Origin of the sequence: Rhodococcus indonesiensis (genome assembly GCF_047782815.1) — a bacterium.
GTDB classification, from domain to species: Bacteria; Actinomycetota; Actinomycetes; order Mycobacteriales; family Mycobacteriaceae; genus Rhodococcus; species Rhodococcus indonesiensis.
This window is the reverse complement of the sequence record NZ_CP180630.1, coordinates 5,399,372-5,421,055: the sequence shown is the minus strand read 5'-3', so window position 1 is coordinate 5,421,055 and position 21,684 is coordinate 5,399,372. Positions and strand designations below refer to the sequence as shown.

Sequence of the window (21,684 nt, the reverse complement as noted above, 5' to 3'; positions counted from 1 at the left end):
CAGCGGACGGAACGAACGTCATCGTCGTTCGATGTCCGTGGCTACCAATCGGAGCATCCATGCAACTCACTGACGATCCCTCGACTCAGAAGAAAGACCACACCCGTTCCCGCAGTAGGCAACTACGGATTTCCCGGGAGAACGGGACGGTTTTCGCGGCACAGATTCTGCTTGCGGTGGTATGGCTGGGGCTGTGGCAGCTGACGGCCACACAGCAATGGCTCGACCCCGTTCTTGCGAAGTCTCCCGGACAGTCGTGGGACTACTTTGTCGCTGCAGTTCAATCGGGTGAGCTCTGGAGCAACACCCGGTACACGATGACCGCGGTCCTGATCGCTTGGATTCTCGCCGGGTCGGTCGGTGTGATCGTCGGGGTGGCCTTGGGGTTGCTGCCCAGGGTAGAGCGTGTACTCACGCCCTATCTCGAAGCGGCCAACGCCATGCCCCGTATCGCTCTCGCGCCGTTGTTCATCGTCGCTCTCGGTATCAACACCTCCGCGAAGGTCGCCTTGGCATCCACGTTGGTGTTCTTCCTGGTTCTGTCCGGAGCTCGCGCCGGCGTGCGCTCCACGGATGCGGAGTGGCTACGCATGTCGACGGTCCTCGGAGCCCGCAAGTACCAGATATTCGTGAAGGTGCTTCTGCCGGTGGCGACCCCGGCCATCTTCGCAGGGCTCCGTCTCGGGCTGATCTACTCCCTGCTCGGGGTGGTCGGTTCGGAACTGATCTCGGCGCGAAACGGACTCGGTCAGTTGATTGCAACGTACTCCGCAACCTATCGGATGGAGGCCGTCTATGCGATCCTCCTGCTACTCGCGGCTATCGCAGTAGTTCTCAATCAGATTATGGGATTGGCTGAGCGCCGTTTCCTGCGTTGGCAGCCCCCCGTCGACCGCTGACAGATCCGATACTCGGACATGAACTGGAGTGAAGAAGTGAGCGCAACATCGATGGTGCAACAAAGCTCTGCCCCCACTGCGCATGCGACGCAGGATCGCCGTCACGACGCGATCGTGCTCGCCGGCGTGCAGGTCGATTTTCCCGACCCCCGGGGTGGTACGCGGACCGTGCTGACCGACATCGACCTGTCTATTCCCGCAGGGGAATTCACGGCCGTGGTGGGACGCAGCGGTTGTGGGAAGACGACATTGCTCAATATGGTTGCCGGCCTGGTCGAACCCACCAAGGGGACGGTGTCGGTCGTCGGCGAGAAGCCGCGTTCCGCCCGACATCACCTCGGCTTCATGCCAGCGCGAGATGCATTGTTGCCCTGGCGTTCCGCGCTTCGTAACGTGGAATACGGGCTGGAACTGCGCGGAATGGGTAAGGCAGAGCGGCGCAGCATCGCCCGTCGATGGCTGAACGCAGTGCACCTGGACGAGGCGGAAAAGCTCTGGCCGTGGCAACTGTCGCAGGGAATGCGACAGCGAGTTGCGCTCGCTCGCACCTGGGCGCTGGATCCTGACGTCCTGCTGATGGACGAGCCGTTCGCGGCGTTGGACGTCAACACGCGACTGTCGGTCCAAGAAGAGTTCCTTCAGCTGTGGCAGCGCGAGGAACATCGCACCGTCATCTTCGTAACGCACGACCTGGGAGAGGCTGTCGCATTGGCGGATCGAGTCGTGCTGATGGGCGAAGGAAAGGTTCTCGACGACGTGAGAGTCGAACTCGACCGCCCACGAGATCTCGCCACCATCGCCGGGGACAGTCGATATCAGTCGATCTACGAGCGTCTTCGCGCGCAACTGTACTGATCCCATGCGCCGAACCATGCCTGTACGAACTTCACTATTCCAAGGAGCACCGATGTCGAGATCCCGCCGGACGATCACCCTGGTGGGCGCAGTGGCTGCACTGGGTGTCCTCGTGGCATGCAGCGGAACCGAATCGGTCACGGCCGACGACGGAGTTGCATCGGTCACTGTCGGCAACATGAACAGCAACTCCCTCACCTTTCCCCTCCTCGTGGCGCAAGACGAAGGGTTCTTTGCCGATGCCGGATTGCGGGTCGAAACAGTCAATTCCGTTTCGGGGCCGGAATTGACCGCGGCTCTCATCGGCGGCACGACCCAGATTGCCGTCGGAACGCCGGAGAATGTGATGCCAGCCATGGCACAGGGCCAGGACATCCTCGCGATTCCACCGTTCGGGCAGCTCGATATGTCCCTGGTGACTTTGAAGGACAGTGGTATCGAGAACATTGCGGAGCTCGCCGGTAAGCAGGTCGGTGTCGTACAGCGCGGGAGCTTTTCCGAGAAGTTCGCGCGCAGCGTACTCGCCGATCACGGAATCGATCCCGACAGCGTCACATACGTCGCGGTGGGTTCAGGTGCCACCATGGAACCAGCTGTGCGCAACCACAAGGTCGACGCCACGGTGGGGGCGACATCCACGATCGCTCTCTTGGAACAGCACGGCCTCGACGTCCACACCTTGGCAAGTTCACTGGACGGAACCGGAGGCGAGGCTGGAACGTTCGGGATGCAGACCCTGTGGACAACCACGGGAGCGTTTCAACAGCAGAATCCCGGGGTCGTGAACGGCTTCTGCACCGCTATGAAGCGCGCCGGCGCGTGGATCTCGGACGATGCGAATCGTGAGGCGGGAGTGCAGAAGCTGTCCACGTTGTTGGCGGTGCCGGAGGAAACTGCAGAAAAGATCTGGAATCGCACGCATTTGTCCTGGACGTACCAGGTCGATCAGGAGAAGTGGAGCAAGGTCAGCGAGTGGATCCTCGAGGAGAACAAATCGGAGCTGCCGTATGCCGATCACGTGATGGCCGAGTGCGGTGAGCAGCAGTAGACCGGGGCGAGCACCGTCCCCTGTCCGATGCAGTGTTTCCAATCGGTCGGCCGCATACGTCGGTGTCGGTACTCGCTCGACGAAGGAAAGCGATTTCATGAATATCACTCGACATGGGGCCCGTCCCGATTCCACCGTCGGTGTCGTTCGGGAAACGGGCGACGGCGAGCGGCGGGTCGCGCTGGTGCCGATGATCGTGCCGTCGTTGATCAAAAAAGGGCTCGACGTGGTCGTCGAGGCCGGGGCCGGGCTCGGTGCGCTGATCCCGGACGAGGCCTATGTCGAGGCCGGGGCGCGGATCGGGGACGGGTGGTCGGCGGACGTGGTGCTCAAGGTGGCGCCGCCGTCGGACGCGGAGGTCGCGCGGATGCGGTCGGGGCAGACCCTGATCGGGTTCCTCGCCCCCCGCAATGCGGAGAACCAGATCGGTGCGCTCGCCGCGGCCGGGGTGCAGGCGTTCGCCGTCGAGTCGATCCCGCGGATCTCCCGGGCGCAGGTGATGGACGCGTTGTCGTCGCAGGCGAACGTCGCCGGGTACAAGGCGGTGCTGGTCGCCGCGTCGGAGTCCACCCGGTTCTTCCCGATGCTCACCACCGCCGCGGGCACGGTCAAGCCCGCCACGGTGCTGGTGCTCGGTGTGGGGGTGGCCGGGCTGCAGGCGCTGGCCACGGCCAAGCGCCTCGGTGGGCGCACCACCGGGTACGACGTGCGGCCGGAGGTCGCCGATCAGGTCCGTTCGGTCGGGGCGCAGTGGCTCGATCTCGGGATCGACGCGGCCGGGGAGGGCGGGTACGCCCGCGAGCTCACCGAGGACGAACGCGCGCAGCAGCAGGCGGCGCTCGAGGAGGCCATCAAGGGCTTCGACGTGGTGATCACCACCGCGCTGGTGCCGGGCCGGCCGGCGCCGCGGCTGGTGACCGCCGCCGCAGTGGAGGGCATGAAGCCGGGCTCGGTGGTGGTGGATCTGGCCGGGGAGACCGGCGGCAACTGCGAGCTGACCGAGCCGGGACGCACGGTGGTCAAGCATGCGGTGACGATCGCCAGCCCGCTGAACCTGCCGGCGACCATGCCCGAGCACGCCTCGCAGCTGTATTCGAAGAACGTCGTGGCCCTGCTCGAGCTGATGCTCGACGAGGACGGCGGGCTCGCGCCGGACTTCTCGGACGAGATCCTCGCCGGCGCGTGCGTCACCCCGCGCACCGCGACGAACGATTCGACCACGATGGCAGGAGCATTCCGTTGAACAACATCCGTCTTCTGCTCGCTACCGCCCTGTCGTGGACTGGGGATGTCGCGGCCGGAACACTCGAACGGCTCAGTTCCGTGGAGCTACTCGAACCACACGAATGGCAGGAACACTCCGCGTCGCTGTGGGGGGCATAGATGTATACGGAATTGTTGGCGAACATCGCGATCCTGGTGCTGGCCGGGTTCGTGGGCTTCGCCGTGATCTCCAAGGTGCCCAACACGCTGCACACCCCGCTGATGTCGGGCACCAACGCCATCCACGGCATCGTGGTGCTCGGTGCGCTGGTGGTGTTCGGGCATCTGCCCGCCGACGCCCCGTGGAGCATCAAGGTCATCCTGTTCGTGGCGCTGGTGTTCGGCACGCTCAACGTCGTCGGCGGGTTCGTCGTCACCGACCGCATGCTGGGGATGTTCAAACCGAAGAAGCGGGTGCCGGTGTCGGCCGCCCCGGTGGAGAAGGGAGCCGACGCGAAATGAGCTACCTCGTCTCCGTCCTGTACATCGTCGCGTTCGCGATGTTCATCTACGGTCTGATGGGCCTGACCGGTCCGAAGACCGCGGTGCGCGGCAACTACATCGCCGCCGCCGGCATGGCCGTCGCGGTGGTGGCGGTGCTGATCGACATCCGCGAGACCGACAACTGGATCTGGATCGTCGCCGGCCTGGCCGTCGGTGTGGTGCTCGGGGTGCCGCCGGCGCTGCGCACGAAGATGACCGCGATGCCGCAGCTGGTGGCGTTGTTCAACGGTGTCGGCGGCGGCACCGTCGCGCTGATCGCCTGGGCCGAGTTCCTCGACTCGGACGGGTTCACCACCCTCGACGAGGCGCCGACGGTGCACGTGGTGGTCGGCTCGCTGTTCGCCGCGATCGTCGGCTCGGTCTCGTTCTGGGGCTCGCTGGTGGCGTTCGCCAAGCTGCAGGAACTGCTGAACAAGAACCTCGAACGCCGCCTGGTCGGCGCGGCCAAGGCCTTCCAGGTCGCGAACATCGTGCTCGCGCTGGCGGCGATCGCGATCGCGGTGTACATCGGCCTGCGCGCCGATCCGGCGAACGACCCGACCTCCGCGGTGTGGATCGTGGGGCTGCTGGTGGTGGCCGGGCTGATGGGTCTGTTCGTGGTGCTGCCGATCGGCGGCGCGGACATGCCCGTGGTGATCTCGCTGCTCAACGCCCTGACCGGTCTGTCGGCGGCGGCGGCGGGTCTGGCGCTGAACAACCAGGCGATGATCGTCGCCGGCATGATCGTCGGCGCGTCGGGGTCGATCCTGACCAACCTGATGGCCAAGGCGATGAACCGGTCCATCCCGGCGATCGTGTTCGGCTCGTTCGGCGGCGACGGCGGCGCCGGCGCGGGTCCGGCCGGGGCGGGCGGCACCGTCAAGGCCACCTCCGCCTCGGATGCGGCGATCCAGATGGCCTACGCCAACCAGGTCATCGTGGTGCCCGGGTACGGGCTGGCGGTGGCGCAGGCGCAGCACGCGGTCAAGGAGATGGCGGCGCTGCTCGAGGACAAGGGGGTGGAGGTCAAGTACGCCATCCACCCGGTCGCCGGCCGGATGCCCGGGCACATGAACGTCCTGCTCGCCGAGGCCGAGGTGCCCTACGAGGCGCTCAAGGAGATGGACGACATCAACGGGGAGTTCTCCCGCACCGACGTCACCGTCGTCATCGGCGCCAACGACGTCACCAACCCCGCCGCCCGGCAGGATTCGTCCTCGCCGATCTACGGCATGCCCATCCTCAACGTCGACCAGTCCAAGTCGGTGATCGTGCTCAAGCGCTCGATGTCCTCCGGGTACGCCGGCATCGACAACCCGCTGTTCACCGCCGATCAGACCTCCATGCTGTTCGGCGACGCGAAGAAGATGGTCTCCGAGGTCACCGAGGAACTCAAGGCGCTGTAAAACCCGAGGCGCTGTAAAAACTCGAGGCGCCGTAAGCAGATCGGCGCGTCCGGGGCGTCCGCACGGAAACACCGTGCGGACGCCCCGCTCGTGTGCGACCGTCGCAAGTGGCAGGCGGGGTTGCTTTCCCCAAGGGTGACGACCCAACAGCTGAGCCACTCGACGTAGGGCGATCGTCGATCGGCTACGCCGTCGACACACGTGCCCGCCGGTACGCCTGCTGATCGACACGTTCGTGTCCCCACGGGGCCGGTGCATTCGGCGTCGGCGCAACCTCTGGCGTCGACCGGGTTCTCCGGTGCTTCTTCGGTCGGGAAACGGGCTGCCCGATTCGGTCAACCATGGGAGATGGCGCCGCGTCCGAATTGTTTTATGAGGGTGAGGAAATTACGAGCGGCCAGCGGCACCGGCCGGTCGGCTCGCCAGACCGCACGGAGATCGCGTTCGAGTTTCAGATCGCGTACAGGGACTGGTTGCAGGGCGCCGCTGACCAGATCGTTCGCCACAGCAAGGCTACTCATTACTGCCGGCCCCATTCCGGCCAGTGCGCTGGAACGGATCGCTCCTGTACTGCCCAACTCGAGCAGCGGCGACACACGGTGCTCACCTAATGCACGATCGATGGTCATCCGTGTTCCCGATCCGGCCTCGCGAACCAACATGGGGGTAGCGGCCAACTCCGCTGCGGTGATCGGAACATCCCGATGCGCCCACGGGTGGTGTGGATGCACAACCACGACGAGTTGGTCGCGGGCGATCACTACGCTATGTAAATGCATTGGGACATCGGGGCATTCGACGAAGCCTAACTGGCAGGAACCATGGTGCATCTGCTCGAGCACCTGCCGCGAGTTCCGGACCTGCAATCGAGTCTCGATGTCATGAAACTTTCTGCGATACAAGCTAAGCCAACGCGGCATCAGTTGCTCCGCGATCGTCGTACTGGCGCACACGTCCAGCGCAGGATGCCGATCGTGTCGCAGTCCTTCCGCCACTGCGAAGAATTCCGCAAGCGCATCGAGCACCTCTCGTGCCGACTCGACGACCGTCCTTCCTTGCGTGGTCAGAGTGGATCCTGTCGGATCGCGACGAACCAACGAGGTGCCGATACTTCGTTCCAATTGCCGGACGTGTCGCCACGCATTCGTCGGCGTCATGTCCAATCGGCGACCTGCCGCCGCCACACTCCCGCATTCTTCGATCCCGGAGAGCAATTCCAGAGAGCGCATGTCGACGTGTCTGGTGTTCACGATGTGGTCCCACCTCCGGCAATAGGCATATCAATTAGATATGACCTGTAGGGTTTTTGGTGTCTACCAGATTCTTTCGGGATATCCGATGGTGGAGAGATGAATCCCATACAAGAGCAGACACGAACCGTCGGCCATCGCAGAGCCGCATCTGCACATACGATTCGGATCGGGAAACTCGGCGGTGAACTAGCTCCCGGTGTCATGGTCTGCCTGGCAGTGGCCGTGCTCTCGATGGCAGCGGGCCGATTTCTCCCGGCCGTGAGCCCTCTGTTGATTGCAATCGTGATCGGCACGATCGTGGCCAATCTGCTCACGATCCCACAACGACTCCAGCCGGGAATGACCTTCTCGTCGAAGAAGTTGCTGCGTATCGGAATCGCCCTTCTCGGACTGCAACTGATGGTGTCCGACATCTTCGGCCTGGGTTGGAAGATGGTGGCGGTCGTTGTTGCCGTCGTTTCGCTGGGTATCGCAGGCACCATGTTCGTCGGTGGATTGCTGGGGTTGACGTGGACACAACGCGTCCTTGTCGCATGCGGATTCTCTATCTGCGGCGCCGCGGCGGTAGCAGCCGCGGACGGCGTCGTCGACGCGGACGAAGAAGAGGTCTTGACCGCGGTTGCACTGGTGGTCATCTTCGGCACGCTGATGATCCCGACTGTCCCTCTCCTCGCGGGTGCGATGGGGATGGAACCCACCGTGGCCGGTCTGTGGGCCGGCGGGGCGATCCACGAGGTAGCCCAGGTGGTGGCGGTGGGCGGCATCATCGGGGGAGGCGCACTCACCGTCGCTGCGATCGTGAAGCTCGCCCGCGTCCTGATGCTCGCACCGGTGATTGCAGTTCTGAGCATGGTGCAGCGTCGGCGCGCAACGGACACGACCCACGAGAGCGGCCGGCCGCCTCTGGTGCCGTTCTTCGTGGTCGGCTTCCTGGTGTGCGCCGTCCTGCGGACGATCGGAGTGGTGCCCGACAACGCGTTGACGGTAGCCAAAGATCTTCAGACGCTCCTGCTCACAGCTGCGATGTTCGCTCTCGGGGCCGGGGTGCGATTGTCGCTGATCAAGAAGGTCGGTCTGCGCCCCTTCGTGCTTGCCGCCGCGTCCACCGTGTGGGTGGCCTCGATCGCGCTGGCCGGAGTGCTGCTGGCCGTATAGGTGCCGAGCTCTGCAGCAATCGGTGTCGCTTCCTGGCGCGGGAGGCGACACCGATTGCTGCAGGACTGCGGGGATGCGCGCACGGGTGGGTGGCGAGCAACGCGTCGGAGGTGGCGAGAGCGACAGTTCAGGGCGTGGACGGCCTGACCGGTACGGTGGTTCGGGCCGTCGTCAAATGGCCCCGGAACTGCTCTCGTAGAGGAGCTTTGAGAACCTTACCGGTCGAACCCATCGGGAGGGCCTCGACGAACACCACGTCGTCCGGCAGCCACCACTTGGCGATTCTGCCGTCGAAGAAGTCCAGGAGTTCGGCTGCGGTGAGGTCCGCTTCAGGAGTTCGGACCACCACCAGCAGCGGTCGTTCGTCCCATTTTCGATGCCGGACTCCGATACATGCCGCAGCTGCGACGCCCGGGTGGTTCATGGCGAGGTTCTCGAGGTCGATGGAACTGATCCATTCACCGCCGGACTTGATCACGTCCTTGCTGCGGTCGGTGATCTGTATGAAGCCGTCCGCGTCGATGGTGGCGATGTCTCCGGTCGGGAACCAGCCGTCGACCAAGGGATCGATGTCCTCGCGGTGGTAGTAGGTCTCGAGCACCCACGGTCCGCGAGCGTGTAGGTGGCCGGCACTGCTGCCGTCCCAAGGAAGCTCGTTGCCGGCATCATCGACGATCTTCAGATCCATCCCGAATACGCAACGACCCTGCTTGGCCTGGACCGCGAGGCGTTCGTCCACCGTGAGACCTTCGCTCGAGGGTTTCGGAACAGATGCGGTACCGAAGGGGCTGGTCTCGGTCATGCCCCAGCCGTGGATGACGGTGACGCCGTATTCCTGCTCGAGTTGGCGCAACATCGAGGGTGGGCATGCCGCGCCTCCGATCACGGCGCGTTCGAGCGCGGTGAACCGCACGCCGTGGTCCTGCGCGTACTGCAGCTGGCCTTGCCACACGGTCGGCACGCTCGCTGAGAGGGTGACCCGCTCGGTTTCCTGCAGTTCGTGCAGGGAGCGACCGTCGAGATCGGCGCCGGGAAAGACCACCTTCGCTCCGACCATGCATGCTGCGTACGGCAGTCCCCAGGCGTTGACGTGGAACATCGGAACTACCGGCATCACCGTGTCGCGTGCCGACAGGCCCATCGAGTCGGGCAAAGACACAGCGAACGTATGGAGAAGGGTCGATCGGTGGCTGTAGAGCACTCCTTTGGGGTTTCCTGTCGTGCCACTGGTGTAGCAGAGGGAGGAGGCGGTGTTCTCGTCGAAGGTCGGCCACTGGTAGTCGCCGGATTCGGCTCCGACGAGGTCTTCGTATGCGAGGAATTCGTCGGTGTCGCTGGGGAGATGATCGCGGTCGCTCATGACGACGAAATGTCGCACGCTCGCGAGTCGCGGAGCGAGTTCACGCACGAGCGGTAGAAACGTGAGATCGAAGAAGAGCACGTCGTCGGCGGCGTCGGTGATGATCCACGCCATCTGGTCTGGGTGGAGTCGAGGATTGACCGTATGCAGGACGGCCCCCGAGCCGGAAGCGGCATAGTAGAGTTCGAGATGTCGGTAGCCGTTCCAGGCCAGGGTCGCGACGCGGGATCCCGGCTCGATGCCCAAGCGTCCCAATGCCTGTGCGAGTCTTCTCGATCGATCCGCAAGATCGCGAAACGTGTAGCGGTGGATGTCGCCCTCGACGCGGCGCGACACGATCTCCTGCCGGCTGTGGTGGCGCTCTGCGTGTCGGAGTAGGGAGGAAATGAGCAAGGGTTGCTGCATCATCTGACCTATCACGGAGGACTCCTGTCTGTGTAGCGCGTCAGACGCGCTGGGCGTGGAGCGAGATCTGATCGAGAAGAGCGCGCGCGCGGCGTGCGGCCTCGCGGCTGCCGGCGGCGTCGCCGCGGACATGAAGCGGGCGCAGTTCTTCGATCTCGTCGAGAGCGCGGAGCAGCTCGGGCTCGACGATCCTGTACTTGCGCAGGGTGTTCACGACGAGCATCGACATGTGGACGATGTCCTCGTTCTCTGCGGAGACACCGTGTCTGTGCAGGGCATAGTTCGCCCAGTGGGTGCCCGCGAGCATCGCGGCTTCGATCGTGATTTCCCAGTCCTGCTCACTACAGTGTGCGACCGACTTCTCGATTCGCTGTGCGAGGTAGCGGTGTCGTTCGGGGTTCATCGGTCATCCTCGTGTTCGAGCGGCCAGCATGGCCCGGATCTGCGAGAACGCGTGCTCGCACTCGTCGACGATGTGCTGGTTCGGGATGTGGTAGCCCCGTAGGCAGGGATCGCGATGGTGCTCGACGGTCTCGAGGGCGCTCTCGAGCGTCTCGATGTCGGCCGGAACCGGTCGGGGTACGGGTGGCCAGCCCACATGGCTCACATCGCCGAGACCACACAGGATCCGCCGGTATGTGCCGTCGGGTTGAGGAGCCACATGGACTCCGGGGATCGTGGAGAACACTCGGTCGTCGCGAGTGAGGCCCGCGTCGTGCAAACATGCGTTGTACGCGTTCGTCCCGGCAGTCAGCGTGGTCCAGTACCACAGCTCGAAGTCCTCGAGGGGATGAAGTCGGTCCCGCAGATGGCACAGCCGCTCGAACTTGTCCAAGTGCGATGCGATGTTCATGCGGCTTCGTCCGCCGCCGGATCCACCAGCAACACAATCTTGCCGAAATGCTGATCGGTCTTCATGTACTCGTGCGCGGCAGCAATGTCCCCGAGTTGGTAGGTGCGATCGATCGGCGTGTTCAGCAGTCCCGCGGCCAGCGGCGTCATCAAGTCGCGTGCGGCGGCTTGCACACACTCGAGGCGTTCGGTTTCGGTGCGAGTGCGGAAGGTGACGCCGATCAGCTGTAGCCTTTTCAACCAGAGGGCATTGAGGTCGATGGACGCGGTCGCGGATCCGAGGCGTCCGATGTTCACCAGGCGCCCTTGTACGGCAAGGCATTCGAGATTGCTTTCGAACACTGTCCCGCCGACCGAGTCGATGATGACATCGACACCTGCGCCCTCGGTGGCGGCCGAGACCTCGGCTACCTGGTCGTGGGTCGAGACGTTGACGACACAGTCGAGCCCCAATGTCTTCAGGCGGTCGGCCTTGTCGTTCGAACGGGTGGTCGCGACGATACGGCCTGCCCCCATCGCCTGAGCGATGCGAATCGCAGCCAGTCCGATACCACTCGATGCGGCATTCACCAGGACCGATTCCCCGGGTTGCATCCGGGCATTGGTGATCAATGCGTCATGAGCGGTGATGAAGACATTGGGAAAAGCTGCGGCCTGCACCCAGGAGACGTTGTCCGGCACCGGCATCAGGGCCAGTGGCGCCGCCACCACGTACTCCGCCTGTCCACCCGTTCCATGGCCCATGACGCGATCACCGACACGCCATCGGCTCACTCGCGCCCCGACCTGTTCCACCTCACCGGCGAACTCGACCCCGATGGGGACAGGATCGCCGGAGGTGACGCGACCGGCCTGCAGAATTTCACCTCGGTTCAGTGCCGATGCCTTCACCCTCACGAGTACTTCGTCCGGGCCTGGCTCAGGGCAGGGCACCTCCAGGACGGTCACTTTCCCGCCGGCAGGTTCACCGACGATACGCGCAGCACGCATCTCTCCTCCTAGTCTCCGAGAATTATGTCGACATTAATAAAACTTCCTGCACATCGCTAGAGGTCTCGACCTCGAATCGCGTCCCGGCCAGCCTGTGGGCCGGGCGGTGGGCGTCGGCAAGATGTACCTCTTAAAAATTTATGTCGACAATAAACGTGAGTGCGGCTAGGGTCTGGTTTGCGACCTGCCAGGTCAGGTCGAAGCCCTACCACCCGATTTCAGGAGGGGACATGACCCAGACCAGAAGTGCCGAGCGCCTCGACCGCCTCCGGGGCAAGATCATCGACTTCCGCCTTCGTCCGCCCACCGGTCCGTACCGCAACTTCTTCACGCCGACCGTCGTCGGGGCAGTCAACCGGATCCTCGGGATGCCGACCCCGCGTTCGTACTCGATCAGCACCGATCCGTTCCCCCATGCCGAAGACCGGGCGATTGCTGCGCTCGTCGATGAAATGGACTCGGTAGGAGTCCGGTTGGGAGTGATGAACGGCCGTCACTCTGTCAACCGTCCGGTGCCCGTGCACATCGAAGACAGTGACCTCGCGGACCTGAGCGCACGCACCGACCACCGCGTCCTCGGACTTGCGGGGGTCGACTTCGACAAGCCCACAGAGGAGATCATCGAGGGACTCGATGTCGCGACGAAGGAGCACGGCCTCGTCGGGGTCTGCCTCGAACCGGGCCTCGCCCGCGAACCGATGTACGCCGACGACGAGCGCCTGTTTCCGATCTACGAGAAGATCGCCGATCTCGGTATCCCACTGCTGTTCATGTCCGGTCCGCTTGCCGGACCCGACATCAGCTACACCGACCCTGTGCGCTTCGACCGGGTTGCCCGCCGGCACCCGTCGATGCCGGTCATCCTCGGGCACGGATGCTATCCCTACGCCAACGAGGCCGTGGCGCTCGCCTTCAAGAGCGAGGCCACCGGTGTCCACAACGTATTCGTCTCGCCCGACGTCTACATGTTCGCCCCGGGTGGTGAAACCTTCGTCGAGGGTGTGAACTGGCTACCCAATCGTTTCGTCTACGCCTCCGCCTATTCCTTCGCCGGGGTTGCAGAGTCGGTACTCAGGACCGTCGAACTGGATCTGACCGACGACGCTCTCGACGCATACATGTACCGAAACGCCGAGAGCTTGCTGCGTCCCGTCCTGGGCCGCTGACCGGAACAGCAGCGAAGGAGAGAAGACCTTATGGTCGAGCAGAACGTACAGGTCCGCATGCGCCGTCACCCCGAAGGAATGGTGACGGAGGACGACTTCGACATCGTCAGCGTGGACGTACCCGTGCCGGGCCCCGGAGAGGCCGTGGTCAAGACTCACTACCTGTCACTGGACCCGTACATGCGACCGATGATGGATCCGTTGCGGTCGTACGTCCCTCATCTGAACCCGGGCGATCTGATGCCTGGTGCAGCCGTCGGCGAAATCGTCGAAAGCAACGAGCCGTCACTACCTGTCGGCTCGATCGTGTCCGGCATGCTCGGATGGCAGACACACGGGATCGTCACGCCCGGCACATGCCGCATCGTCGATACCGAGGCAGGACCGACCTCCGCAGCTCTCCATGTCCTCGGAATGACGGGTGCAACCGCGCACTATGGACTGCTCGAGTTGGCCAAGCCCAAGGCGGGAGAGACAGTCGTCGTGACCGCTGCATCGGGGGCGGTCGGTTCCGTCGTCGGCCAGATCGCGAAGATCCGTGGTGCACGAACGATCGGCATCGCAGGCGGTCCCGAAAAGTGCCGCTATGTCCGGGAAGAACTCGGGTTCGACGAGTGTCTCGACCACCGCGCCCCCGATTTCCTCGAGCAGCTTGCCGCTGCTACGCCGGATTACGTGGACGTACTGTTCGAGAACGTGGGCGGTCCGATTTTCGATGCGGTCCTGACGCGCATCAATGATCACGCTCGAATCGCACTGTGTGGAAACGTAAGTCAATACAATGCCGACGAACCGTACGGCATCACCGGCATGCGATACCTGCTGGTGCACCGGGTCAGCATGTCTGCCTTCGTCATCGCTGATCACCGTGAGTACTGGCCAGGTGCCATCGCGGAGATCGGCCAGTGGGTACGCGAAGGCAAGGTGCGCTATCGAGAAGACATCGCACCGGGGCTGCACAATGCGCCCAAGGCATTCATCGAGATGCTGACCGGCAGGAATTTCGGGAAGCAACTCGTGGAAGTGGCGGCATCTTGAAACTCTGAGCAAAGTCGCGATACCGGGCCGCGCGGCATGCCGACCGCGCGGCCGCGGCGACTTGCCGCGCTCCGATGTCGGCTCGTTCACAGCTACCGGCTGGGGACAGCCACCGCCGGCGCCTATCCACCACGGCCGTCCAGCATCTCGCGCGCCTTGACGGCCAGCCACCACTCCACCCGGGTGTGGATCGAGTCGAGGTCGCGCCCGGTGAGTTCGGCGATGCGGGCGAGCCGGTTACGCAGGGTGTGCCGGTGGATGCCGAGCGCGACGGCGGTGGTTTCGGCCTGACCGTTGTGCGCGAGGTACGCGGCAAGGGTCTCGACCAATCGTCCGCTCGCACCGTTCTTCTCGTCGTAGGCATCGAGGGCTTCCAGCCCGGTGCGGGCGATGGCCTGCAGCGCATCCGGATCCTGCATGCCCAGCAACACGGAGAAGGTGCCCAGTTCGGCGAACACCACCGGTGCCCCGCCCCCGTCCCGCACCGCGCGGGCAGCCGAGAGCGCTTGACGGACACTGGTGTTCGCGTCCGTCACGGCGCACGGGCCGCCCAGCCCGCAGCGCACCGGGCGGCCGAGCTGCGCGCGGACGCGGTCCTGGACCCGTGCCGCGATCTCGCGTGCCCGGTCGGCCGGCAGGACCACCGCGACATCCGCACCGACCGAGGCCGTCAGGTGGGGGATCCCCTCGGCGGCGAGGGCTGCGCCGACCTGCCGTTCCGCCGGCAGCAGCGGACCGACCTCGGTCAGCACGGCGACCGCGACGGTGTCGGCCGGCTCGAATCCGAAGTACCGGAGCAGGCCGGCGTCCATGCGTTCGGGTGCGTCGAAGAGCGTCCGGGTGACGACGGCCCGCAGCCGCTGCTCCGCGCTCTGCACCTTCGCGGGCTTGCCGAGTTCGATGGAGATCAGCGACACGGCGTGCGCGAGGAGCAGGCGGTCGGCCGGCGGGAGGGGTTCCGCGGTGCCGACGGCGAGGTATCCGTAGAGGTCCTGGGCGGCCGCGATGCTCTGCACGGTGTAGTGGCCGCCGTCGTCGGCCAGCACCTTGCTCAGCTGCCGCCGCCGCGGCGACCGGGACGCCGACTCCGACACCGCGCGGGCGTGCCGGATCGCCCGGCTCGTGTCCGAGCCGTACTCCGCGAGCACGCGATCGTCGGGGTCGACGACGGCGACGACGCCGGCGAGTGCCTGGCCGAGCGCGGTCACCACCGCGGGCACGCCCCCGCGCAGCGTGGCCCGGGCCAGCCGCTCCTGCTGATCGACGACCCGCTGCACCGCGCGAACCTGATCGGCGGTCAGTTCGTCGATGACCGCCCGGGTGATGGCGATGAACGGCGTCGAGGCGGGCACGGCGAGTACCGGGAACCCGAGCGCGTCACCCGCGGCGCGAAGACCGTCGGGCACGCGGTCGAACCGGGTCCCGGTGTCGAACGCCAATGCCACACATCCGGCCCCGACCAGGCCCTGGAGGTACGCGAACTGCGCGTCGGCGTCGGCACCGATCTCCAGACCGGTGGTCATGACGAGCTCTCCGCCCGAGAGCCACGGGGTGGGGTCGGGAAGCTCGATCGGATGGGCCCATTCGATGACACGGTCGGCGCCGTCGCGACCCGCCACGAGGGTGAGCCCGAGTTCCGGCAGCGTCGTGAGCCGACGCACGGTGATGGCCATGAGGACGATCCTTCCCCGCACCGGGCGGCTATGAGGTGGGGCGTTCGGCGAGTACTTCGAGGGCCAAATGGAGGTCGGTGACGTCCCGCGGGGAACGCAGGGACCGGCCCAGCAGGTCCTCGACGCGTTTCACCCGGTGCCGCACGGTGTTCGGATGCAGGTTCAGCTCCCGTGCGGTGCGCCCCACGTCCAGGTCCCGGGCCAGGTGCAGCACGAGGAAGTCGACCAGGTCGTCGTGACCGTCGAGCAGGGGGCCCAGCACCGTGGTGGCGCGCCGGAGGGCCTGCTGCGGGTCGCGGCCCGCCAGCAGCCAGTCGGCGAGGCTCACGTCCTCGAAGCGCTGAGCGGTTCTGCCGAGCCGTTCGGCGGACCGTCGCGCCCAGCGCGCCTCCCGCAGTTTGCCGGGCCCGCGCGCGGGATCGGTGAACGGCTCGCTCGAGCCGCACGTCAATCCCTGCGGGAGGTTGTGGGACCACGACTCGAAGGCCTCGGCCCGCGCCGGGACCACTCCGACCAGGCCGTCGTCGCCGCGGGCGAGCAGCAGGGTCAACCCGATGTCGCGGGCCAGACCCGACACGTCCGACTCGACGGCGTCGAGCAGGGAGTTCGCCCGGAACACCCATCGGCGGTTGTCGTAGTCGGGGGCGGCGGACAGGACCAGCATCCGCATGTCCGGTTCGGGGCCGAATCGGAGCATCTCGAGCTGGTCCAGGACGGTGTCGGTGTCGGACGGATCGCCCGACGCCAGTGCCCGCACCAGTGCGGCGTGCCGCGCGCGGTTCTCGATGGTGGCGCGCTGGCGGGTGCGTTCGATCGTGTTGAGCAGCCGCAGCGACACCTCGACCGCGGGTGCGGTGAGCGGGTCGGCGAGTTCGTTGCTCTTGGACGCGAGGGCCAGCCAGTAGTGCTGATCGCCCGGCGAGATCGAGTGCGCGCTCACCGACCACCGGCCCACCCGGAACAGCAGCCGCCCGTCCCGGCCGCGCAACTGATTGCGGATCAGGTGCACGGGCGCGCCGCCGGCCGAGGCCACGACGTCGCCGACCTCGTTGTAGAGGACCACGCTGCTGCGGAGCAGCCCGGAGAGGCGGGCCACGAGGTCGGCCTCGGGGGACTCGGCGGTCATCGCCTCGAGCAGGTGGTTCTGCATCTGCAGCGTACGTCGCAGCAGCATCGAGTCCTGCGCCTGCACTGCCGCGTTGACGCGTCCGACCACTTCCATGAACGGCAGTTCCGGCGGGATCGCCACCACGGCGAACCGATGGCGTTCGGCCTCGTCGAGCAGGGACCGGGGGATGTCGCCGGTGATCACTCCCACGCCGTACCCGAGTGCGGTGATGCCGGCCCCGACGAGTTCGCGGATCAGCTCGCGGCAGGCCTGCTGCGGGTGCTCGAGGGCGGGAAAGCGCGAGCCGGTGGTGAGCATCATCGATCCCGGCCGCAACCATCGGGTCGGGTTCTCGATCTCGATCGGGTGCGCCCCGGTGATTCCCACATTGGGGTCGGCGTCGGTCACCAGCCGGAGCCCGAGGTCGGGTTCGAGCAGCAGGTCGACGAGCCGGAAACGGTCCGGAAGCATGCCCGACATCTTTCTCCCTCCGCTGTGAGAATCTCCAATGATTCGGGGAACTCGATTCACTTTCTCCAATTGATGGGTTGCCGACCAGGTCGAATACTGAGTCCACCCGATTCAGGAGTATGACGATGATCACATCTCGCAACCCCCACCTGCGCGTCGCCGTGGACGTCGGCGGCACCTTCACGGACGTGTGCATCTTCGACGAGAGCGCATCGACCACCCGCATCGCGAAGGTCCCCTCGACCCCCGACGATCCCATGCGCGCCGTCATCGACGGTGTGCGCACCGCGGGTATCGACCTGGCCGAGGTGACTCTGTTCTCCCACGGCACCACCGTCGCGACCAACGCGCTCATCACCCGCAACTTCCCGCCCGCGGCCCTGGTCACCACCCGGGGGTTCCGCGACGTGCTCGAGATCCGCGACGGCACCAAGGACGAGCTGTGGGACACGTATGTCGACGTCGGCACCCCCTACATCCGCCGCCGTGACCGGTACGAGGTCACCGAGCGCATCGACTACGCCGGCGAGGTCGTCACCCCCCTCGACGAGGCGGAGGTCCGCGAGATCGCCCGGATCCTGCGCCGCAAGAACATCAAGACCGTGGCGGTGTGCCTGATCAACAGCTATGTCAACAGCGCTCACGAGGAGCGCGTACGGGCCCTGCTCGAGGCCGAGCTGCCCGACGTCACCGTGTCGACCTCGAGCGAGATCCTTCCCGAGATCTTCGAGTACGACCGCGCCTCCACCACCGTGGCCAACGCCGTGCTCGCACCGCTGGTCAGTGGATACGTCAACCGGCTCGAAGCGCAGTTGCGCACCGACGGGTACGACGGCGACCTGCTCCTGCTCCATTCCGGCGGCGGTTCCATGACCCCCGCGATGGTGGAGAAGTACCCCGTCCGCCTCGCCGCCTCGGGCATCGCCGCCGGCGCGATCGCCGTGGCCGACATCGCGACCCGCTGCGGATACCCCAACGCGATCGGCCTGGACATGGGTGGCACCAGCACCGACATCTCGCTCGTCTACGACGGCGAGGTCCGCACCACCAAGCAGTGGCAGGTCGAGTACGGCTTCCCCATCTCCTTCCCCAGCATCGAGGTGCTCACGATCGGTGCGGGTGGCGGATCGCTGGCCTGGCTCGACGAGGCGGGCTCGCTGCGCAACGGGCCGCAGTCCGCCGGCGCCTCCCCCGGCCCGGCCTGCTACCTGCGCGGCGGCACCGAGCCGACCAACACCGACGCCAATGTGCTGCTCGGTCGCCTGGGCACCGCCCTCATCGGCGGTGGACTCACCCTGGACGTGGCGGCCGCGGAGAACGCGATCAAGCAGAGCGTGGCCGGACCCCTCGGCCTCGACGCCGACACCGCGGCGAGCAACATCATCCAGGTGGCCAACGCCAACATGGCGGATGCGGTGCGGCTGTTGTCGATTCGCCGGGGCTACGATCCGCGCGACTTCGTCCTCGTCGTCTGCGGCGGCGCGGGCGCCCTGCACGGCGCGGCCCTCGCGAAGGAGCTGTCCATTCCCACCGTCGTGGTGCCGCCCCACCCGGGCATCACCTCGGCGCAGGGGTGCCTGCTCGTCGACATCCGGCACGACCTGTCGGCGATGTTCCAGGGCCGGGTCGACGAGATCGACACGACCGCACTCGAACGTGAGTTCTTGCGCCTCGAACAGGAGGGCACACAGCGTCTTCGGCACGAGGGGGTCGCACCCGATCGGATGGTGCTCGACCGTCACATCAGCATGCGCTACGCGGGACAGTGGCGGTCGCTCACCGTCACCGCCGGCAGCGGTCCCGGCTTCCTCGCGGAGGCGGTCGAACGATTCCACGAGGAGCACGAGCGGGACTACTCGTTCCGGCGCGACGACACGCCCGTGGAGATCTACCAGATCGGCCTGCGCGCGGTGGGTACCACACCGAAGCCGAACTTCCCGCGCACCTCCGAACCCACCACGGCGGAGCCAGTGCCCGTGGAACGGCGCAGCGTCTACTTCGACGAGGTGCACGGACGGCTCGACACACCCGTCTTCGACCGCGACACCCTGGAGTTCGGTACGCGCATCCCCGGCCCCGCCGTGATCACCCAGCTCGACTCCACCACCGTCGTCCCCCCGGGGACCACCGCCACCATCGACGAGTGGGCGAACATCCGCATCGACATCCAGGAGTCCTGATGACCACCACCTCCCCCACCCTCGATCCGGTCACGTTCGAGGTCCTCAAGAACGCGTTCGCCACGTCGGTCGACCTGATGTCCGAGCAGATCCTGCGCACCTGCTACTCGTTCGTCATCTACTCGCGGGACTTCTCCTCCGCGCTCTGCGACGCCGAGGGCAACACCGTGATGCAGGGCAGCCAGGACATCGCCGTCCACGTCGGCACCCTCCACTTCCAGTGCAAGGCCGTGCTGGAGGAATTCGGCTCCGACATCAACCCCGGCGACATCTTCATGGTCAACGACCCCTACCGGGGCGGCACCCACCTCAACGACGTCAGCTTCGTCCGGCCCATCTTCGCGGACGGGGTCCTCATCGCCTTCGCGCAGAACAAGGGACACTGGGCCGACATCGGCGGCAGCGTCCCCGGCTCGTTCGACGTGACCGCCACCGAACATTTCGGTGAGGGCCTGCGGATCACCCCGGTGCGGGTGTGGCACGAGGGCCGCTTCCTCGCCGACGTCGCGAAACTGCTCGTCGCGAACACCCGGTCGCCGGAGATCAGCATGGGCGACCTGCACGCCCAGGCCGAGGCGACGGGCGTGTGTGAACGCGAAATCCACCGTCTGGTAGACAAATACGGTCGCGGCACCGTCACCGATGCGATGCGCGAGGTCCAGGACTACGTCGAGCGCATCGTGCGCAGCCGGGTCGCCGACCTGCCGGACGGCACCTGGACCACCGAGGACTACCTCGACTCCGATCCGGCGCGTCCCGAGGGCCTCGTTCCGATCCGCGTCACCATGACGATCGAGGGCGACCAGCTCAGCTACGACCTGACCGGCAGTGCGCCCGCCGTCGCCAGCTTCCTCAACAGCGGCTACGGCACCGCCTTCTCCGGAATCGTGGCGGGCACCAAGTCCTTCTTCCCCGACGTGCCGCTGAACTCGGGCCTGTACAACGCGATTCACACCGACCTCGGGCCGGAAGGCACCGTCGTCAACGCCGGCTGGCCGCACGCGGTGACCGGGTTCTGCTCCGGCCCCTACGAGAAGATCATGAACGCGATCTTCGAACTGTGGTCGAAGGTCGTGCCCTCCCGGGCCATCGCGTGTTCGTTCAACCTCGAGTACCTGCTCGTCGGTGGGCGCGACGCCCGCACCGAGGAGCGGCCGTTCTTCATGTGGTACGACTGGATGGCCGGCGGCTGGGGAGGCCGCAGCTCGAAGGACGGATCGAGCGCCACTGCACCGGTGTTCGGCATCGGCCTGGCCGTGCAGCCTTGCGAGGGACAGGAACGCCTCACCCCCGTGCTCACCACCGAGCACGCCATCATCACCGATTCCGGTGGGCCCGGCGAATACCGTGGTGGGTGCGGCCTGTCCAAGGGCGGCGTCCTCACCGACAGTGACAACAGCGTGATGTCGTACTGCTGTGACCGTTCCCGCTCGGTCACCTGGGGCATCGAGGGTGGTCTGCCGTCCATCCCGCACGGCGTCTGGCTCAACCGCGGCACCCCCGAGGAGCGTTTCCTCGGATCGGTGTTCTCCAATGTTCCTGTCCAATCAGGTGATTCGTTCGATCGGCCGTCCGCGGGCGGTGGGGGCTACGGGGATCCGCTGCAGCGGGACCCGGAGGCCGTTCTCGAGGACGTGATCGACGGCTACGTCTCCGTCGAGCGCGCCGCCCTGGACTACGGCGTGGTGATCGTCCCCGTCGACCCGGAGATCGACCGCTACGAGCTGGACGTGGACGCGACGGACCGGATGCGGACCGAGATCCGGTCGGCACGCCGGGACTGGCTCGACGAGGACCCCGAATCCGTCGCGGCCCGCTACCGCACCGGTGAGCTGTCCATGCTCGACCTCGTGCGCCGTTACGGCGTGATCGTCGACTGGGGCACCGGCGAACTGCTGCCCACCACCACTGCCCAGTTCCGCGACCTGCTGCAGACCCGTTCCGTCGCGCACTGGTCCTGAAACCTGAGGCGGGGCAGCGATCCCGCTGCCCCGCCTCGGTTCCGCTCACCCCTCCTCGAAGACTCACCCTTCCCCGAAGACTCCCCTGCCGAACCTCCCGTGCCGCGGGCGGTCGTGC

General features: G+C 65.9%; 18 protein-coding genes. 11 read left to right on the top strand and 7 right to left on the bottom strand.

Annotation, left to right across the window (positions count from 1 at the left end; translation table 11 throughout):
* Positions 1–59: 59 nt before the first annotated feature.
* From ACM26Y_RS24980 to ACM26Y_RS24955, 6 genes are all read left to right on the top strand, one after another.
* On the top strand, positions 60–899 hold the full coding sequence (locus ACM26Y_RS24980) for an ABC transporter permease (protein ID WP_416062256.1): 840 nt from the start codon (positions 60–62) through the stop codon (positions 897–899).
* Positions 900–917: 18 nt separating this feature from the next.
* Positions 918–1,754 (top strand): ABC transporter ATP-binding protein, encoded by an 837-nt coding sequence (locus ACM26Y_RS24975; protein ID WP_416062255.1) that lies wholly within the window; start codon positions 918–920, stop codon positions 1,752–1,754.
* 52 nt (positions 1,755–1,806) lie between these two features.
* Positions 1,807–2,802 carry an ABC transporter substrate-binding protein gene (locus ACM26Y_RS24970; protein WP_416062254.1) on the top strand — a complete coding sequence of 332 codons (996 nt, stop codon included), beginning with the start codon at positions 1,807–1,809 and terminating at the stop codon, positions 2,800–2,802.
* 97 nt (positions 2,803–2,899) lie between these two features.
* Positions 2,900–4,045, top strand: a complete 1,146-nt coding sequence (locus tag ACM26Y_RS24965; protein WP_416062253.1) for a Re/Si-specific NAD(P)(+) transhydrogenase subunit alpha — start codon at positions 2,900–2,902, stop codon at positions 4,043–4,045.
* Positions 4,046–4,185: 140 nt separating this feature from the next.
* Positions 4,186–4,527 carry an NAD(P) transhydrogenase subunit alpha gene (locus tag ACM26Y_RS24960; RefSeq protein WP_003935203.1) on the top strand — a complete coding sequence of 114 codons (342 nt, stop codon included), beginning with the start codon at positions 4,186–4,188 and terminating at the stop codon, positions 4,525–4,527.
* A complete protein-coding gene (locus ACM26Y_RS24955; protein WP_416062252.1) occupies positions 4,524–5,954 on the top strand; it encodes an NAD(P)(+) transhydrogenase (Re/Si-specific) subunit beta in 1,431 nt (476 codons plus the stop codon). Before ACM26Y_RS24960 ends, ACM26Y_RS24955 begins: the two co-directional genes overlap by 4 nt.
* Positions 5,955–6,289: 335 nt before the next feature.
* Here the strand turns inward: ACM26Y_RS24955 and ACM26Y_RS24950 are convergent, their stop codons facing one another.
* Positions 6,290–7,204, bottom strand: a complete 915-nt coding sequence (locus tag ACM26Y_RS24950) for a LysR substrate-binding domain-containing protein (protein WP_416062251.1) — start codon at positions 7,202–7,204, stop codon at positions 6,290–6,292.
* Positions 7,205–7,303: 99 nt separating this feature from the next.
* Here ACM26Y_RS24950 and ACM26Y_RS24945 point away from each other — a divergent pair, with 99 nt between their 5' ends.
* Entirely contained in the window at positions 7,304–8,362 is a 1,059-nt protein-coding gene (locus tag ACM26Y_RS24945) for a YeiH family protein (protein ID WP_416062250.1), read from the top strand.
* A 127-nt stretch (positions 8,363–8,489) separates the two neighbouring features.
* Here the strand turns inward: ACM26Y_RS24945 and ACM26Y_RS24940 are convergent, their stop codons facing one another.
* The 4 genes from ACM26Y_RS24940 to ACM26Y_RS24925 are packed head-to-tail and all read right to left on the bottom strand — an operon-like array spanning position 8,490 to position 11,969.
* Positions 8,490–10,142 (bottom strand): 3-(methylthio)propionyl-CoA ligase, encoded by a 1,653-nt coding sequence (locus tag ACM26Y_RS24940; RefSeq protein WP_416062249.1) that lies wholly within the window; start codon positions 10,140–10,142, stop codon positions 8,490–8,492.
* 25 nt (positions 10,143–10,167) lie between these two features.
* Positions 10,168–10,530: a hypothetical protein gene (locus tag ACM26Y_RS24935; protein ID WP_416062248.1), complete on the bottom strand. Its 363-nt coding sequence runs from the start codon at positions 10,528–10,530 to the stop codon at positions 10,168–10,170.
* 3 nt (positions 10,531–10,533) lie between these two features.
* Positions 10,534–10,980 carry a hypothetical protein gene (locus tag ACM26Y_RS24930; RefSeq protein ID WP_416062247.1) on the bottom strand — a complete coding sequence of 149 codons (447 nt, stop codon included), beginning with the start codon at positions 10,978–10,980 and terminating at the stop codon, positions 10,534–10,536.
* A complete protein-coding gene (locus tag ACM26Y_RS24925; protein ID WP_416062246.1) occupies positions 10,977–11,969 on the bottom strand; it encodes a zinc-binding dehydrogenase in 993 nt (330 codons plus the stop codon). Before ACM26Y_RS24925 ends, ACM26Y_RS24930 begins: the two co-directional genes overlap by 4 nt.
* A gap of 230 nt (positions 11,970–12,199) precedes the next feature.
* On the opposite strand from ACM26Y_RS24925, the gene ACM26Y_RS24920 reads away from it, so the two are divergent.
* Positions 12,200–13,135 carry an amidohydrolase family protein gene (locus ACM26Y_RS24920; RefSeq protein ID WP_289380038.1) on the top strand — a complete coding sequence of 312 codons (936 nt, stop codon included), beginning with the start codon at positions 12,200–12,202 and terminating at the stop codon, positions 13,133–13,135.
* Between the two features lie 30 nt (positions 13,136–13,165).
* Entirely contained in the window at positions 13,166–14,173 is a 1,008-nt protein-coding gene (locus ACM26Y_RS24915; RefSeq protein ID WP_416062245.1) for an NADP-dependent oxidoreductase, read from the top strand.
* Positions 14,174–14,295: 122 nt separating this feature from the next.
* Here ACM26Y_RS24915 and ACM26Y_RS24910 read toward each other — a convergent pair whose 3' ends face one another.
* Positions 14,296–15,846 carry a PucR family transcriptional regulator gene (locus tag ACM26Y_RS24910; protein ID WP_416062244.1) on the bottom strand — a complete coding sequence of 517 codons (1,551 nt, stop codon included), beginning with the start codon at positions 15,844–15,846 and terminating at the stop codon, positions 14,296–14,298.
* 28 nt (positions 15,847–15,874) lie between these two features.
* On the bottom strand, positions 15,875–17,434 hold the full coding sequence (locus ACM26Y_RS24905; protein ID WP_416062243.1) for a PucR family transcriptional regulator: 1,560 nt from the start codon (positions 17,432–17,434) through the stop codon (positions 15,875–15,877).
* 110 nt (positions 17,435–17,544) lie between these two features.
* Between ACM26Y_RS24905 and ACM26Y_RS24900 the strand changes: the two genes are divergently transcribed.
* Positions 17,545–19,605: a hydantoinase/oxoprolinase family protein gene (locus ACM26Y_RS24900; RefSeq protein ID WP_371382779.1), complete on the top strand. Its 2,061-nt coding sequence runs from the start codon at positions 17,545–17,547 to the stop codon at positions 19,603–19,605.
* Positions 19,605–21,566 carry a hydantoinase B/oxoprolinase family protein gene (locus ACM26Y_RS24895; protein WP_289380032.1) on the top strand — a complete coding sequence of 654 codons (1,962 nt, stop codon included), beginning with the start codon at positions 19,605–19,607 and terminating at the stop codon, positions 21,564–21,566. The genes ACM26Y_RS24900 and ACM26Y_RS24895 overlap by 1 nt, the downstream gene beginning before the upstream one ends.
* Positions 21,567–21,684 lie beyond the last annotated feature (118 nt).